The sequence below is a fragment of the Enterobacter mori LMG 25706 genome (assembly GCF_000211415.1).
Taxonomy (GTDB): Bacteria; Pseudomonadota; Gammaproteobacteria; order Enterobacterales; family Enterobacteriaceae; genus Enterobacter; species Enterobacter mori.
Window position 1 is genome coordinate 1 of sequence record NZ_GL890783.1, and the last position, 15,339, is coordinate 15,339.

The 15,339-nt window shown below is 52.5% G+C and carries 14 protein-coding genes; 7 read left to right on the forward strand and 7 right to left on the reverse strand.

Annotated elements, in window-relative coordinates:
- Positions 1-86: 86 nt before the first annotated feature.
- Together mobB and mobA are read right to left on the reverse strand one after the other, a co-directional pair.
- Positions 87-590 carry a molybdopterin-guanine dinucleotide biosynthesis protein MobB gene (gene mobB, locus ENTMO_RS0123090; RefSeq protein WP_010436797.1) on the reverse strand — a complete coding sequence of 168 codons (504 nt, stop codon included), beginning with the start codon at positions 588-590 and terminating at the stop codon, positions 87-89.
- Entirely contained in the window at positions 587-1,171 is a 585-nt protein-coding gene (mobA, locus tag ENTMO_RS0123095; RefSeq protein ID WP_010436799.1) for a molybdenum cofactor guanylyltransferase MobA, read from the reverse strand. The genes mobB and mobA overlap by 4 nt, the downstream gene beginning before the upstream one ends.
- A 68-nt stretch (positions 1,172-1,239) precedes the next feature.
- On the opposite strand from mobA, the gene ENTMO_RS0123100 reads away from it, so the two are divergent.
- The 3 genes from ENTMO_RS0123100 to dsbA all read left to right on the forward strand — a co-directional run bounded on the left by ENTMO_RS0123100 (position 1,240) and on the right by dsbA (position 3,222).
- The gene (locus ENTMO_RS0123100; protein ID WP_010436801.1) at positions 1,240-1,509 is read left to right on the forward strand and encodes a YihD family protein; all 270 of its coding nucleotides are present in this window, start codon (positions 1,240-1,242) and stop codon (positions 1,507-1,509) included.
- Positions 1,510-1,584: 75 nt separating this feature from the next.
- Positions 1,585-2,571 (forward strand): serine/threonine protein kinase, encoded by a 987-nt coding sequence (locus ENTMO_RS0123105; RefSeq protein ID WP_010436803.1) that lies wholly within the window; start codon positions 1,585-1,587, stop codon positions 2,569-2,571.
- 27 nt (positions 2,572-2,598) lie between these two features.
- Complete coding sequence (dsbA, locus tag ENTMO_RS0123110; RefSeq protein ID WP_010436806.1) at positions 2,599-3,222, forward strand: thiol:disulfide interchange protein DsbA; 624 nt, start codon at positions 2,599-2,601, stop codon at positions 3,220-3,222.
- Positions 3,223-3,245: 23 nt separating this feature from the next.
- Here the strand turns inward: dsbA and ENTMO_RS0123115 are convergent, their stop codons facing one another.
- Positions 3,246-4,154 carry an acyltransferase gene (locus ENTMO_RS0123115; protein ID WP_010436808.1) on the reverse strand — a complete coding sequence of 303 codons (909 nt, stop codon included), beginning with the start codon at positions 4,152-4,154 and terminating at the stop codon, positions 3,246-3,248.
- A gap of 439 nt (positions 4,155-4,593) precedes the next feature.
- On the opposite strand from ENTMO_RS0123115, the gene polA reads away from it, so the two are divergent.
- Entirely contained in the window at positions 4,594-7,386 is a 2,793-nt protein-coding gene (gene polA / locus ENTMO_RS0123120) for a DNA polymerase I (RefSeq protein WP_010436810.1), read from the forward strand.
- Between the two features lie 166 nt (positions 7,387-7,552).
- Entirely contained in the window at positions 7,553-7,600 is a 48-nt protein-coding gene (locus ENTMO_RS27045) for a spot 42 RNA, inhibition of DNA synthesis (protein ID WP_071892919.1), read from the forward strand.
- 98 nt (positions 7,601-7,698) lie between these two features.
- Here the strand turns inward: ENTMO_RS27045 and yihA are convergent, their stop codons facing one another.
- Positions 7,699-8,328: a ribosome biogenesis GTP-binding protein YihA/YsxC gene (yihA, locus tag ENTMO_RS0123125; protein ID WP_010436812.1), complete on the reverse strand. Its 630-nt coding sequence runs from the start codon at positions 8,326-8,328 to the stop codon at positions 7,699-7,701.
- 579 nt (positions 8,329-8,907) lie between these two features.
- On the opposite strand from yihA, the gene yihI reads away from it, so the two are divergent.
- Positions 8,908-9,423, forward strand: coding sequence for a Der GTPase-activating protein YihI (yihI, locus tag ENTMO_RS0123135; protein ID WP_010436818.1), 516 nt, complete (start codon positions 8,908-8,910; stop codon positions 9,421-9,423).
- 188 nt (positions 9,424-9,611) lie between these two features.
- Positions 9,612-10,985, forward strand: coding sequence for an oxygen-independent coproporphyrinogen III oxidase (gene hemN / locus ENTMO_RS0123140; RefSeq protein ID WP_010436820.1), 1,374 nt, complete (start codon positions 9,612-9,614; stop codon positions 10,983-10,985).
- A gap of 67 nt (positions 10,986-11,052) precedes the next feature.
- On the opposite strand, the gene glnG is transcribed toward hemN, so the two are convergent.
- The 3 genes from glnG to glnA all read right to left on the reverse strand — a co-directional run bounded on the left by glnG (position 11,053) and on the right by glnA (position 15,106).
- Complete coding sequence (gene glnG / locus ENTMO_RS0123145) at positions 11,053-12,465, reverse strand: nitrogen regulation protein NR(I) (protein WP_010436823.1); 1,413 nt, start codon at positions 12,463-12,465, stop codon at positions 11,053-11,055.
- A gap of 11 nt (positions 12,466-12,476) precedes the next feature.
- Positions 12,477-13,526, reverse strand: a complete 1,050-nt coding sequence (glnL, locus tag ENTMO_RS0123150; RefSeq protein ID WP_010436825.1) for a nitrogen regulation protein NR(II) — start codon at positions 13,524-13,526, stop codon at positions 12,477-12,479.
- A gap of 170 nt (positions 13,527-13,696) precedes the next feature.
- Positions 13,697-15,106, reverse strand: coding sequence for a glutamate--ammonia ligase (gene glnA, locus ENTMO_RS0123155; RefSeq protein WP_010436828.1), 1,410 nt, complete (start codon positions 15,104-15,106; stop codon positions 13,697-13,699).
- Positions 15,107-15,339 lie beyond the last annotated feature (233 nt).

Sequence of the window (15,339 nt, forward strand, 5' to 3'; positions counted from 1 at the left end):
CATCCGAAAGGACGGCCTTTTTGCGTTTCTGGACCACTGAATTTTGTATTTTGTAGGCCGGGTAAGGCAAAGCCGCACCCGGCAAGTCAGACCGCACACCACCCCAAAATAAACTCTGCAATCCTATCCACGTCATTTAAGTCCAGCACCGGAACCTCAAGCGGCAATACAACATCACTAGCCACCGCAATCACATGCTCATCCAGCGTTAACTCACTAATATCATGCCCGGCATCGCTCCTGAATAGCTGGATCTTCGCCACAGCCTCGTGCTTAAACCCCTCAACCAGCACCAGATCCAGCGTGGAGTGATCCATCCGGCTGACCAGATACGCGAGATCCAACGGCGCCTCATCCGGGGTTTCTGTCATCAATGCCCAGCGCTGAGTGCTTGCCACCATCGTTTGTGCCGCACCCGCTTTACGCAACTCATAGCTATCTTTGCCCGGTTTATCGACATCCATATTATGATGCGTGTGCTTAATCAAACCTGGACGAATACCTCTGGCGCACAGTGCAGGTATCAGCTTTTTGAGTAACGTGGTTTTCCCGGTACCACTCCAGGCGGAAATTGCTAAAACAGGTGTCATTTCTTCTCCTGCAGTGCCTGCAAATCTTCTGTCGTATTCACGTTCACAAATGCTGGCTTCACATCGCTAAAATCAACCGGATGTCCGCCTGCCTGCCGCATAAACACCATCACCCTTCTTTCTCCAGCAGACAGGTAAGCCTGCAGGTCAGAAACTAACGATATATGAATCAGGGCGATCGTCGGATGATCGCGCTCGCCGTCATGTACCCAAACCACGGGCGAGTCACCGCGGTGTTGTACCATGCGTTCTACCAGGCAAGCCGGAATAAAGGGTGTATCGCAGGAGCAAAAGAGAAACCACACCCCCTTAGCCTGCTGCATGACCGAGAGCATCCCAGCAAGAGGCCCCGGATAATCTGCCAGGTTATCCTGATAAACGGGGAATCCGCTGCGTTGGTAAATAGCGATGTGACGATTAGCACTGAGCGCGATTGTCGACACCTGATCTGCAAGCCTGTCAGCGACATGCTGCCATAAGGGCTTTCCATTCAGCAGCTGTAGCCCCTTATCTTCTCCGCCCATTCGGGTCGCTCTGCCACCGGCCAGAACGACACCGATGATTTTCTGGCATTCATTCACTAATATCGCCTCTTTTATTGTGGGATTGACCCTGCTAACGTGTCTCTCTAAATGAAAGGAGCACCACCATGAAATGTAAACGTCTGAATGAAGTTATTGAACTCCTCCAGCCAGCCTGGCAAAAAGAGCCAGAGCTGAATTTGATGCAATTTTTACAGAAACTGGCGAAAGAGTCAGGTTTTGACGGCGAGCTGACAGACCTTTCTGACGACATCCTGATCTACCACCTTAAAATGCGTGATTCAGCCAAAGATGCTGTTATTCCTGGTATTCAGAAAGATTATGAGGAAGATTTTAAAACCGCATTGCTGCGCGCGCGTGGGGTAATTAAAGAGTAAAAGCTTGTAAGCGGAGCCACCGAAATCGCCACAAGATGATATCCTGAATCATTCGTATAATTTCCGGATGATCGGATGAACGACCAGGCTTTTACTTTCCAGACATTACACCCGGATACCATTATGGACGCCCCGTACGAGCAGGGTATTCGGGTGGATTCTGGGTTAACCCCGTTAAATAGCTACGAAAATCGCGTCTATCAGTTTCAGGATGAGGAGCGCCAGCGCTTCGTTGTAAAGTTCTATCGTCCTAAGCGTTGGTCTGCAGAACAAATTCAGGAAGAGCATCAGTTTGCCCACGATCTGCTGGATGACGATGTTCCCGTTGCTGCGCCCTTGAAATTTAACAACCAAACGCTGCTTACCCACGAAGGTTTTTATTACGCCGTATTCCCAAGCCTGGGCGGGCGTCAGTTTGAAGCTGATAATATCGACCAGATGGAATGGGTTCCCCGCTCCCTGGGGCGCATTCATCAGACGGGACGCAAAAAGCCGTTTATTGCCCGCCCGACCATCGGTATTCAGGAATACCTTATCGAGCCACGGCAGGTATTCGAAACCTCGACACTTATTCCTGGTGGATTAAAGGATAAATTCCTTAGCGCGACCGACAAACTTATTGAAGCGGTGAAAGCCAGTTGGTGTGATGACATTCCCACACTGCGTCTGCATGGCGACTGCCATGCTGGCAATATTCTCTGGCGCGATGGCCCACTGTTTGTCGATCTCGATGATGCTCGCATGGGGCCAGCGGTTCAGGATCTGTGGATGCTGCTCAATGGTGATAAAGCCGAGCAGAGAATGCAGCTTGAAACCATTATTGAAGCGTATGAAGAATTTAGCCCCTTTAATTCAGACGAAATTGCCTTGATAGAGCCTTTACGTGCGATGCGTTTTGTTTATTATCTCGCATGGTTAATCAGGCGTTGGGATGATCCCGCATTTCCCCGAAATTTCCCGTGGCTTACCGGAGAGGATTACTGGCGCAGCCAGATATCCACATTTACTGAGCAGGTTAAGGTTCTGCAAGAACCCCCTCTGCAATTAACGCCGATGTATTAATTGGACACACCCAGGAGAGAGTTGATCATGAAAAAAATTTGGCTGGCGCTGGCAGGTATGATTCTGGCATTTAGCGCTTCTGCTGCACAGTTTACCGATGGTAAGCAGTACATTACGCTGGACAAGCCAGTTGCCGGAGAGCCACAGGTTCTGGAGTTCTTCTCGTTTTATTGCCCACACTGCTATCAGTTCGAGCAGGTGCTGCATGTCTCTGACAACGTGAAGAAAAAGCTGCCGGAAGGCACCAAAATGACGAAATACCACGTTGAGTTCCTGGGCCCGCTGGGCAAAGACCTGACTCAGGCGTGGGCGGTAGCTATCGCACTGGGCGTGGAAGATAAGATCACCGCCCCAATGTTTGAAGCCGTACAGAAAACCCAGACCGTTCAGACCACTGCGGATATCCGTAAAGTATTCGTGGATGCCGGTGTGAAAGGTGAAGAGTACGATGCCGCATGGAACAGTTTCGTGGTGAAATCACTGGTTGCCCAGCAGGAAAAAGCGGCTGCTGACCTCCAGCTTCAGGGCGTTCCAGCGATGTTTGTTAACGGCAAATATCAGCTGAACATGCAGGGCATGGACACCAGCAGCATGGATATCTTCGTACAACAGTATGCTGATACCGTGAAATATCTGGTTGAGAAGAAGTAAGATTGTTGATGTAAAAACGCCGGTCAATGACCGGCGTTTTTGTAAGAAGCTTTAATGTTGTCTATCTGCTCGTCTTTCTCTTTCCAGAGCGTATTAAGCCAAAGCTGGAAACGACGTTTAAAATTCTTATCGTTAACGTAATCACCGTGCAGTTCCGTCTCAACAGGAACCAGATCAACGTGAACCACAATACGCGTCAGTTTGCCGCTGAGCATGTCATAAAATGGCGTCTTATCGTTCTCCGGGTAGCAAAGCGTAACGTTCAATAATTTATCGAACTGCTCGCCCAACACGTTCAATGCCATCGCAATGCCCGCAGCTTTAGGCGGCAGTAAGTGCTGATAAGGGGAGCGAGTCTGACTGCGCTTCTCTTCGGTAAAACGAGAGCCTTCTACAAAGTTAACAATCGTCGTTGGATGCGCACGAAATTTTTCGCAGGAGCGGCGTGTGGTTTCCACATCTTTACCGCGGCGTTCCGGGTGACGAAGTAAATAGCTGCGTGAATAGCGTTTCATAAATGGCATATCCAGCGCCCAGCAGGCCAGGCCAATGAAAGGCACCCAGGCCAGTTGTTGTTTCAGGAAATATTTATTCATCGGGATATGTTTGCGAAACAGCACACATAACACCACGATGTCAGCCCAGCTGTGATGATTGCAGATCAGCAGATACCAGTTCTTTTTGTTGAGTCTTTCCAGACCCTGAACATCCCACTTCAGGTGCGGGTTAAGGCACAGCAGAATCGCCAGCCCTTCGCACCAGCAAAACATCATGAAATTACAAAACGCAGAAACGGCTCGCCACACCGAGTGCACGGGCAGCAGCAGCTTAATCATTCCGGCAATAATGATCGGCACTGAACAGGCGATAGTCACCAGAATGGTTAAAATAATGCTTAACAGCAGTGTTATTGCAGCGAGTAATCTCGACATAATCAGTATTTTCAGGTGGTTAGCTTAAATTAAGCCGCCGCATATGCGGCGCAGGGCGCTGAGTTTATCAGAAAACAGACTAAAAAATGGTGCTTTCACGCGGCGGGGGTGCGGCTTTTACCTGCTATAGCAGATATGTCTGCGATGGCGGAATAAACGAGGCTTATATCCACATAGACTAAATTGTCATCAATTCGCAATATGGATAATGAGCACTCACTTAATATGATGATAATAAACAATAAATTATATAATGGGAGAGGGTTTTTACGACTGTTATTCATATGTAGTGAAAGTATGCACAAACTTATCCACAGTTTGATTTTTGCGAGCGATCCTCTCGATCGCAAAATCTTTTCCTGTATCAGGCGCTAATAACTGATGTTTTCATCCTTCTGTGGCATCCTTTACCCATAAATTGATTAAAGGCACGGACATTATGGTTCAGATCCCAGAAAACCCTCTTATTCTCGTCGACGGCTCTTCTTACCTGTATCGGGCATACCATGCGTTTCCTCCTCTGACCAACAGCGCAGGGGAACCCACCGGCGCAATGTACGGCGTGCTGAACATGCTGCGTAGCCTGATCCTTCAGTATCAGCCAACCCATGCGGCAGTGGTCTTTGATGCAAAAGGTAAAACCTTCCGCGACGAGTTGTTTGAGCATTACAAATCCCATCGTCCGCCGATGCCTGACGATCTGCGAGCACAGATCGAGCCGCTGCACACCATGGTGAAAGCGATGGGGCTGCCGTTGCTGGCCGTTTCTGGCGTTGAGGCCGACGACGTTATCGGCACGCTGGCGCGTGAAGCAGAAAAAATGGGCCGTCCAGTGCTGATCAGTACCGGTGATAAAGACATGGCGCAGCTTGTGACGCCAGGTATCACCCTGATTAACACCATGACCAACACCATTCTGGGGCCTGAAGAAGTCGTCACAAAATATGGCGTGCCGCCTGAACTGATTATTGATTTCCTCGCGTTGATGGGCGACTCCTCAGATAACATCCCTGGTGTGCCGGGCGTCGGTGAAAAAACCGCGCAGGCGCTGCTTCAGGGGCTGGGCGGGCTGGATACGCTCTACGCGGAATCGGATAAAATCGCCGGGCTCACCTTCCGTGGTGCGAAAACCATGGCGGCGAAGCTGGAAGATAACAAAGAGGTGGCTTATCTCTCTTATAAGCTGGCCACAATCAAAACCGATGTCGAGCTGGAACTGGGCTGTGAGCAGCTGGAAGTGCAACAGCCTTCCGCTGACGATCTGCTGAGCCTGTTTAAGAAATACGAATTTAAGCGCTGGACCACTGACGTGGAAGCCGGTAAATGGCTGCAGGCAAAAGGCGTGAAACCTGCCGTGAAGCCGAAAGAGACGATTGTTGTGGATGCTGAAGAGCAGGCAGACGAAGAGGTCGTCGCGCTCTCTTTCGACAACTACGAAACCCTTCTTGAAGAGTCACAGCTGGTCGCCTGGATCGAGAAGCTGAAAAAAGCGCCGGTCTTTGCCTTTGACACCGAAACTGACAGCCTCGATAACATCTCGGCCAACATGGTGGGTCTGTCATTTGCCACCGAACCGGGCGTTGCGGCCTATGTCCCTGTTGCACATGATTACCTGGATGCGCCGGATCAGATCTCCCGCGACCGCGTCCTTGAGCTGCTGAAGCCGATTCTCGAAGATGACAAGGCGCTCAAAGTTGGGCAGAACCTGAAATATGACCGCGGCATTCTGCAAAACTACGGTATTGAGCTGCGCGGCATCGCCTTCGACACCATGCTGGAATCCTACATTCTGGACAGCGTGGCAGGCCGTCATGATATGGATTCCTTATCTGACCGCTGGCTCAAGCACAAAACCATTACGTTTGAAGAGATTGCCGGAAAAGGTAAAAATCAGCTCACCTTTAACCAGATTGCGCTGGAAGAGGCGGGTCGTTACGCGGCGGAAGACGCCGATGTGACGCTGCAGTTGCACCTGAAGATGTGGCCAAAGCTGCAAAAGCAGGAAGGCCCACTGAACGTGTTCCAGCATATCGAAATGCCGCTGGTGCCGGTGCTGTCCCGCATCGAACGCAACGGCGTAAAAATCGATCCAACGGTGCTGCATAACCACTCGGGTGAACTGGCGCAGCGTCTGACCGAGCTTGAGCAAAAAGCCCATGAGCTTGCCGGAGAGCCGTTTAACCTGTCGTCGCCTAAACAGCTGCAAACTATCCTGTTTGAAAAGCAGGGCATCAAGCCGCTGAAGAAAACCCCTGGCGGCGCGCCATCAACCTCTGAAGAGGTGCTGGAAGAGCTGGCACTGGATTATCCACTGCCAAAAGTTATCCTCGAGTATCGCGGTCTGGCGAAGCTTAAATCGACCTACACCGATAAGCTGCCGTTGATGATTAACCCGAAAACGGGGCGTGTGCATACCTCTTATCATCAGGCGGTTGCTGCAACCGGGCGTCTCTCGTCGACCGATCCCAACCTGCAGAACATTCCTGTGCGCAATGAAGAGGGTCGTCGTATTCGTCAGGCCTTTATTGCGCCAGAAGATTATCTGATTGTCTCTGCGGACTACTCACAAATTGAGCTGCGCATTATGGCGCACCTGTCGCGTGATAAGGGCTTGCTGACCGCGTTTGCCGAAGGGAAGGATATTCACCGGGCAACGGCCGCTGAAGTCTTTGGCCTGCCGCTGGATAGCGTGACAAACGAACAGCGTCGCAGCGCGAAAGCGATTAACTTCGGTCTGATTTACGGGATGAGCGCCTTTGGCCTGTCACGCCAGCTCAACATTCCGCGTAAAGAGTCGCAGAAGTATATGGATCTCTACTTCGAACGCTACCCGGGCGTACTGGAGTATATGGAACGCACCCGTGCGCAAGCGAAAGAGAAAGGCTACGTTGAAACGCTGGATGGTCGTCGTCTGTATCTGCCGGACATCAAATCCAGCAACGCGGCGCGCCGTGCAGGCGCAGAGCGTGCGGCTATCAACGCCCCAATGCAGGGAACCGCTGCTGACATCATCAAGCGTGCGATGATCGCCGTGGATGCCTGGCTGGAAAAAGATAAACCGCGCGTGAAAATGATCATGCAGGTACACGATGAACTGGTGTTCGAAGTGCACAAAGACGATCTTGAAAAAGTGTCTCAGAAGATCCACGAACTGATGGAAAGCAGCATGAAGCTGGACGTTCCGTTGCTGGTGGAAGTGGGGAGTGGCGAAAACTGGGATCAGGCTCACTAAGGGTTCATGGAATAACGCGCGTTTTATGTAAGTTAGCAACATAACGACGTGCGTTTTGTGACAATCATTAGAATTCCCTATGTAAAGAATGAAAAAAAACTACAAAAAGTGCTTTTTCTACAGATAAAAAAGGGGTAGAGTTAACGACGTAGGGTACAGAGGTAAGATGTTCTATCTTTCAGACCTTTTACTTCACGTAATCGGATTTGGCTGAATATTTTAGCCGCCCCAGTCAGTAATGACTGGGGCGTTTTTTATTGCGGCAAAGAAAATGTCAGGAAAAAAAAAGCGCGGACATTGCCGCGCTCATATTTACTCTTCTTCCGCTTCTGTCGCGGGTTCCAGCTCGTTAAACCAACTGTCGAGCTTCTGACGCAGTTTATCCACGCCCTGTTTTTTCAGCGAGGAGAATGGCTCAACCTGCACATCACCGTTAAATGCCAGCACCGCTTCGCGAACCATATTCACCTGTGCTTTTCGCGCACCGCTAGCCAGCTTATCGGCTTTGGTCAGCAGAACCAGCACGGCGATATCGCTCTCTACAGCCCAGTCGATCATCTGCTGATCGAGATCTTTCAGCGGATGGCGGATATCCATCAGCACCACCAGACCTTTCAGGCACTGGCGTTTTTCCAGGTACTCACCCAGCGCACGCTGCCATTTGATCTTCATCTCTTCAGGTACTTGCGCATAGCCGTAGCCCGGTAAGTCGACCAGGCGTTTGCCTTCTGCAACTTCAAACAGGTTGATCAGCTGAGTACGGCCAGGTGTTTTTGAGGTGCGCGCCAGGCTCTTCTGATTGGTCAGCGTATTCAGGGCGCTGGATTTTCCCGCATTGGAGCGGCCAGCGAATGCCACTTCAATACCCGTATCAGAAGGCAGGTGGCGAATATCAGGCGCACTGGTGACAAAATGCGTCTGTTGGTAGTTCCAGGTAGTCACGTGGTCGTCTCCAAAAATCGTAATCTGCGGGGGATTATACCTGAATGCGGGCAAAAGGCTTTTCCCATCGTACCAGGCACGTAAGCGAAAACCCTCTCATGTGTAAGAGATCGGCTACAAACCCTATGGGATATTTAAGAGAAATCGCAGGCGTTTAAAAATGCAAACTATTAAATATCATAGACTTGATAGTGAGTAATAATCCGAAAATCCGTTTTTGTACCCTTTCGTTGCTTGTTAGTTTAAGGGAAAAAGGTAAAGTGTGCGTCAAGGCGAGGATGCCAACAGGATTACGACTTAAGGATAAGGGTCAGGAGCGCCAGGAGGCGAAGACTCGGGATTGTCAGGATGACGGGCGCCTGGAGGCGTTTTTACAGGAAATGGAACCGTATCACGGACGGTATTTGCCAAGGGATAAACAGGGTTTGTTGTTGGTAAACATGGAATGTCTGACCCGCTAAGGGTTGTGAGTCAGGAAAAAAGGCGACAGATTGCTCTGTCGCCTTTTTTCTTTGCTTGCTTTCTGCTAGATTTCGCCGCAATTCTATACTGAATAAAACGGCTTAAAGATAAAACATCATGAAAAAACCGACCACCGCAGCGGGCGCGAAACGCCCAGCAAAAGCACGCCGCAAAACGCGCGAAGAACTGAACCAGGAAGCGCGCGATCGCAAACGCGATAAAAAGCATCGTGGCCATGCTGCGGGTAGCCGTGCAAGTGGTAGCGGTGCAACGGGCGCTTCTGCAAAAGGTAAGGCGCAGAAAGATCCCCGTATCGGCAGTAAAACTCCCATTCCACTGGGCGTGACAGACACCCCGGTCACTAAGCAGCACAAACCAAAGAGCGAGAAACCTATGCTTTCACCGCAGGCTGAGCTGGATTTGCTGGAGAACGATGAGCGCCTGGATGCGCTGCTGGAACGTCTTGAAGAAGGTGAAACCCTGACCGCAGAAGAACAGTCATGGGTTGATGCCAAACTGGACCGCCTTGATGAGCTGATGCAGAAGCTGGGCCTGTCATACGACGATGACGAAGATGAAGAAGAAGACGAGAAGCAGGAAGATATGATGCGTCTTCTGAAGGGTGGAAACTAACATTTGCACCCGGCAGGCTCAATAGTCCTGCTTATAACCCTTCCGGTTATATGTTATCTGGTGTGGTTATTCGTTAAACTACGGCGGTTGTCGCGGCGACATCAGTGGCTGCGCCCCCCAATGATGGCTCGCAATGGGGCCAGACCGGGCCGCCGTAAACGAACGCGACACCAACGGAAGGAGTGAGCATGTCAGCACCAACTATCGACTGGGATTTGGCCCTAATCCAGAAATATAACTATTCCGGGCCGCGTTATACCTCATACCCCACCGCGCTGGAGTTCTCCGATGCTTTCGGCGAGGCGGATTTTCAGCAGGCCGTCGCGCGCTATCCCGAGCGTCCGCTGTCGCTCTATGTCCATATTCCGTTTTGCCACAAGCTCTGCTACTTCTGCGGATGCAATAAAATCGTTACCCGCCAGCAGCACAAAGCCGATCAGTATCTTGATGCGCTTGAGCAGGAAATCCTGCACCGCGCGCCGCTGTTTGCCGGTCGTCACGTCAGCCAGCTTCACTGGGGCGGCGGCACGCCAACGTACCTGAATAAAGCGCAGATCAGCCGTTTGATGGCGCTGCTGCGCGGCAACTTTAATTTTAACGACGACGCTGAAATCTCGATCGAGGTCGATCCGCGCGAAATCGAGCTGGATGTACTGGATCACTTACGCGCCGAAGGTTTCAACCGCCTGAGCATGGGCGTACAGGACTTCAACAAAGAGGTGCAGCGTCTGGTCAACCGCGAGCAGGACGAAGAATTTATCTTTGCCTTACTCAACCACGCGCGTGATATCGGCTTTACGTCGACCAATATCGACCTGATTTACGGCCTGCCAAAGCAAACGCCGGAGAGCTTCGCCTTCACCCTGAAGCGCGTGGCTGAACTTAACCCGGACCGTCTGAGCGTCTTTAACTATGCGCACCTGCCGACGCTGTTTGCTGCTCAGCGCAAAATCAAAGATGCCGATCTCCCTTCTGCTCAGCAGAAACTGGATATTTTGCAGGAAACTATCACCTCGCTGACCGAAACCGGTTATCAGTTTATCGGGATGGATCACTTTGCCCGTCCGGATGACGAGCTGGCGATTGCCCAGCGCGAAGGCGTTCTGCACCGCAACTTCCAGGGCTACACGACACAGGGCGATACCGACTTGCTGGGGATGGGCGTCTCGGCCATCAGCATGATTGGCGACTGCTACGCGCAGAACCAGAAAGAGTTAAAACATTATTATCAGCAGGTTGATGAAACGGGCAACGCGCTGTGGCGTGGCATCGCGCTCACCCGCGACGACTGCATCAGACGCGATGTGATTAAGGCGCTTATCTGCAATTTCCGTCTCGATTTCAGTGACGTGGAAGCACAGTGGAATCTGACCTTCAGCGATTATTTTGCAGAAGATCTGAAGCTGCTTGCCCCGCTGGCCAAAGATGGGCTGGTGGATGTTACTGAGGGTGCCATTGAGGTCACGCCGAAAGGGCGTCTGTTGATCCGTAATATCTGCATGTGCTTTGACGCCTATCTGCGTCAGAAAGCGCGCCTGCAGCAGTTCTCGCGGGTTATTTAAGCCGCTTTCGGCTTAGGCAACCGCGAAATGTAGGCCGGGTGCGAAGCGCCACCCGGCACTGCCAAAATCACTCCATTCCCAGCTCTTTAAGCTTGCGCGTCAGGGTATTACGTCCCCATCCCAACAGGCGAGCGGCCTCCTGCTTATGGCCCTGCGTATGACGAAGCGCGGTGGTTAACAGCGTACGTTCCATCTCAGGCTGAGCTTCAGACAGCAGGTTTTGATGACCGGAACGCAGTGCGCGGTCAGCCCACTGTGCCAGCAGCGTTGCCCAACTGTCCGGCAGCGCGTGACCGGTGCTGCTTTCAGGTGCAGTGGCTTCAAACAGCTCTGCGGGTAAATCCTGAATCAGCACTTCCTGTCCGGCTGCCATCACGGTTAACCAGCGACAGGTGTTTTCCAGCTGGCGCACGTTGCCCGGCCACGCAAGTCGGGTGAGGGCGGCATCGGTTTCCGGGTGAAGCAGCTTGGCCTCCACGCCAAGCTCGCGGGCTGCCACCTGCAGGAAATGACGCGCCAGGCGGGGAATATCTTCCCGGCGCTCGCGCAGCGGCGGCAGGTGAACGCGGATAACGTTCAGGCGGTGGAATAAATCCTCACGGAATTTTCCCTCCTGCACGCGCAGCTCCAGGTTCTGGTGCGTCGCAGCGATAATGCGCACGTCCACCTTCACCGGCGCATAGCCGCCCACGCGGTAAAATTGCCCGTCGGCCAGCACGCGCAGCAGGCGGGTCTGAACGTCCAGCGGCATATCACCGATTTCATCCAGGAAAAGCGTCCCGCCGTCAGCCTGCTCAAAGCGCCCCTGACGAATAGTATTCGCCCCGGTAAACGCCCCTTTTTCGTGGCCGAACAGCTCGGACTCAATCAAATCCTTCGGGATGGCCGCCATATTCAGGGCGATGAAGGGCGCTTTAGCTCGCGGGCTATGGCGATGCAATGCATGGGCAACCAGCTCTTTACCGGTACCCGATTCGCCGTTAATCAATACGCTGATGGACGAACGCGACAGACGCCCGATGATGCGAAACACATCCTGCATCGCAGGCGCTTCACCGATGATGTCCGTAGTGGGGCCAAAATCGGGCGCATTACGAGGCTGCTGTTGTTCCTGGTAGTGGCTGATGGCGCGTTCAACCAAAGCCACCGCCTCGTCGATATCAAACGGCTTTGGCAGGTAATCAAACGCCCCTTGCTGGTAGGCGCTCACTGCGGCATCCAGGTCGGAGTGCGCCGTCATTATGATGACCGGAAGCATTGGGTGGCGTTGTTTGATCTGCTTTAAAAGCGCCAGCCCGTCCATTCCCGGCATGCGAATATCCGAAAGCAAAACATCTGGCGTTTTGGTGGTGAGTGCGTCGAGCACCTCGCTGCCGCTCTCAAACGTCGTGCAGCTTAACCCCGCCCCAGTGAGCGCGCGTTCCAGCACCCAACGGATGGAGCTATCGTCATCGACTACCCAGACTATCCCTCGTTGCATAAACGTCACCTTTATTTTTTAATCGGCAGGAAAACCGAAAACTCGGTATGTCCCGGCCAACTGGTAAATTCAATTTTGCCAGAGTGTTGGTCGATCAAACTGCGGGCAATGGATAACCCCAGCCCGGTGCCGCCTTCGCGGCCGCTGACCATTGGGTAAAACAGCGTGTCCTGCAGATGCGGCGGGATACCCGGACCGTTATCTTCAACGTCGATACGTGCCGCCAGACGATAGCGCACGCCGTGCAGCGTGAGCTGGAAGGCGGTGCGGGTACGTAAAATAATCTCGCCCCCTTCCGGTCCCAGCGCCTGTAGCGCGTTACGTACAATGTTCAGCAGAACCTGTTCAATCTGGTCCGGGTCATGCGCCAGTTCCGGCAGGCTTGGGTCGTAATCGCGCACCAGCGTGACGTTCTCTGGCAGTTCCATTGAGACGAGCTTCACCACCCGTTCCGCCACTTTATGAATGCTTTCAGAGACGTGCATGCCCGGCTGCTGCGGCCCAAGAAGACGGTCAACCAGATTACGCAGGCGGTCGGCCTGCTCAATAATAACGTTGGTGTACTCTGCCAGCGCAGGGTCGGGCAACGCCTTGGTCAGCAGCTGTGCTGCACCGCGTAACCCACCCAGCGGGTTTTTTATCTCATGCGCCAGGCCACGCACCAGGTCACGAGCGGCAATTTGCTGCGCATGCTGAAGCTGCTCCTGGCTGAGCCGACGCTGATTATCCATCGGCGCCATTTCCAGCAGGATCAGTCCTTCGGGAAGACGTTGCGCGGTAAGAGAGAGAATATGTGAACGCCCGTCGATCACCAGTGTCACTTCGTTATCGGTGAACCCCTGTCCGGCCTGCAAACTCTCCTGCATCAGGCCAATATTCAGCGAAAAATAGCTCAACAGTTCAGGAAGCGGGGTGCCAAACAGCTTGCGTGAGCTCTGGGCGAGCAGTTGCTGCGCTGCCGGGTTGGCGTAATGCACCGCCAGCTCGTCATCGACCAGCAAGATACTGTTAATTAGGGAATTGAGGATCTGCCCAGCATCGGGCAGCGTGCCAGTTGCCATTCAGCAGTCTCCTGGAGTTGGTTGCACTAATTTAGTGCAGTATAGCTTTTTCGGCGTAAAAAGCGCGTCAGATCAGGTTGTTGGTGGAGAAAAAAGCCCATCCGGAGATGGGCTAAAAGTTTCCACGGCAACTACTCCCGACGTTTATCACGCCGGGTAAAACAACTCGATTAAACGCTGTAGTACAGTTCGAACTCAACCGGATGCGGAGTCATACGCACGCGGTCGTTCTCTTCGATACGCAGCGCGATGTAAGCGTCGATAGCTTCATCGGTGAACACGCCGCCAGCCGTCAGGAACTCACGGTCTGCGTCCAGCGCGTTCAGTGCTTCTTCCAGAGAGCCTGCAACCTGTGGGATCTCTTTCGCTTCTTCTGGCGGCAGGTCATACAGGTTTTTGTCCATGGCTTCGCCAGGGTGGATCTTGTTCTTAATACCGTCCAGACCGGCCATCAGCAATGCTGCGAAGCACAGGTATGGGTTAGCCGCTGGGTCCGGGAAGCGTACTTCGATACGACGTGCTTTCGGAGACGCAACAACCGGGATACGGATAGAAGCAGAACGGTTACGGGCAGAGTACGCCAGCATGACGGGTGCTTCGTAGCCTGGGACCAGACGCTTGTAGGAGTTGGTGGTTGGGTTCGCCAGGGCGTTGATCGCTTTAGCGTGTTTGATAACACCACCGATGTAGTGCAGCGCTTGCTCGGACAGACCCGCGTACTTGTCGCCAGAGAACAGGTTAGTGCCGTTCTTGGACAGGGACATATGGCAGTGCATACCGGAACCGTTGTCGCCAAACATTGGTTTTGGCATGAAGGTCGCGGTTTTACCGAAACGGTGCGCAACGTTGTGCACAACGTATTTGTAGATCTGAATCTCATCCGCTTTTTTGGTCATGGTGTTGAAGCGGGTAGCGATTTCGTTCTGGCCAGCGGTCGCCACTTCGTGGTGATGCGCTTCCACAACCAGGCCCATCTCTTCCATGATCAGACACATGGTAGAACGGATGTCCTGTGAAGAATCGACCGGAGGAACCGGGAAGTAACCACCTTTCACGCCAGGACGGTGACCTTTGTTACCACCTTCGTATTTGGTGGAAGAGTTCCATGCGCCTTCGATGTCATCGATAGCCACGTGGGAACCTGAAATTGACGCGCCGAAGCGGATGTCATCAAACAGGAAGAACTCTGGCTCTGGCCCGAACAGAACGGTGTCTGCGATGCCGGTAGAACGCAGGTACTCTTCAGCGCGTTTCGCGATGGAGCGTGGGTCACGATCGTAGCCCTGCAGCGTGCCTGGCTCGAGGATATCGCAACGGATGATAAGGGTTGGCTCTTCGAAGAACGGGTCAATGAGCGCAGTGGTTGCGTCTGGCATCAGAACCATGTCGGATTCGTTAATGCCTTTCCAGCCACCAATGGAGGAGCCGTCAAACATTTTGCCTTCTTCAAAGAATTCGGCGTTCACCTGATGAGCAGGGATTGTGACGTGCTGTTCTTTACCTTTGGTATCGGTGAAGCGCAGATCAACAAACTTCACTTCATGTTCGTTCAGCATCGTCAAAACGTGTTCAGCGGACATACTTAACTCTCCAGATTGGTCATTGTCGTCGTGGTAACGAGGTCTTCAACTTCTATCAAGGTGGCTGTGATGCCATCTTTTTGCCGTATTTTTATAAAGCGAAATCTGTGCCAACTTTTAAAACACCCCAAAAAGGCGTTATCATGCGCACCATAGTGCAAAAGGGCTGCACCACAATGGATTTGTTGCACCAGTATAGTGCTTCAATGTGAACATTGAGCACCATATTGGTG

Excerpts from the sequence above, each read along its gene's own strand:
- mobB (WP_010436797.1), bottom strand. The coding sequence starts at position 590 with ATGACACCTGTTTTAGCAATTTCCGCCTGGAGTGGTACCGGGAAAACC.
- ENTMO_RS0123100 (WP_010436801.1), top strand. The coding sequence starts at position 1,240 with ATGAAATGTAAACGTCTGAATGAAGTTATTGAACTCCTCCAGCCAGCC.
- ENTMO_RS0123105 (WP_010436803.1), top strand. The coding sequence starts at position 1,585 with ATGAACGACCAGGCTTTTACTTTCCAGACATTACACCCGGATACCATT.
- dsbA (WP_010436806.1), top strand. The coding sequence starts at position 2,599 with ATGAAAAAAATTTGGCTGGCGCTGGCAGGTATGATTCTGGCATTTAGC.
- ENTMO_RS0123115 (WP_010436808.1), bottom strand. The coding sequence starts at position 4,154 with ATGTCGAGATTACTCGCTGCAATAACACTGCTGTTAAGCATTATTTTA.
- polA (WP_010436810.1), top strand. The coding sequence starts at position 4,594 with ATGGTTCAGATCCCAGAAAACCCTCTTATTCTCGTCGACGGCTCTTCT.
- yihI (WP_010436818.1), top strand. The coding sequence starts at position 8,908 with ATGAAAAAACCGACCACCGCAGCGGGCGCGAAACGCCCAGCAAAAGCA.
- hemN (WP_010436820.1), top strand. The coding sequence starts at position 9,612 with ATGTCAGCACCAACTATCGACTGGGATTTGGCCCTAATCCAGAAATAT.
- glnG (WP_010436823.1), bottom strand. The coding sequence starts at position 12,465 with ATGCAACGAGGGATAGTCTGGGTAGTCGATGACGATAGCTCCATCCGT.
- glnL (WP_010436825.1), bottom strand. The coding sequence starts at position 13,526 with ATGGCAACTGGCACGCTGCCCGATGCTGGGCAGATCCTCAATTCCCTA.
- glnA (WP_010436828.1), bottom strand. The coding sequence starts at position 15,106 with ATGTCCGCTGAACACGTTTTGACGATGCTGAACGAACATGAAGTGAAG.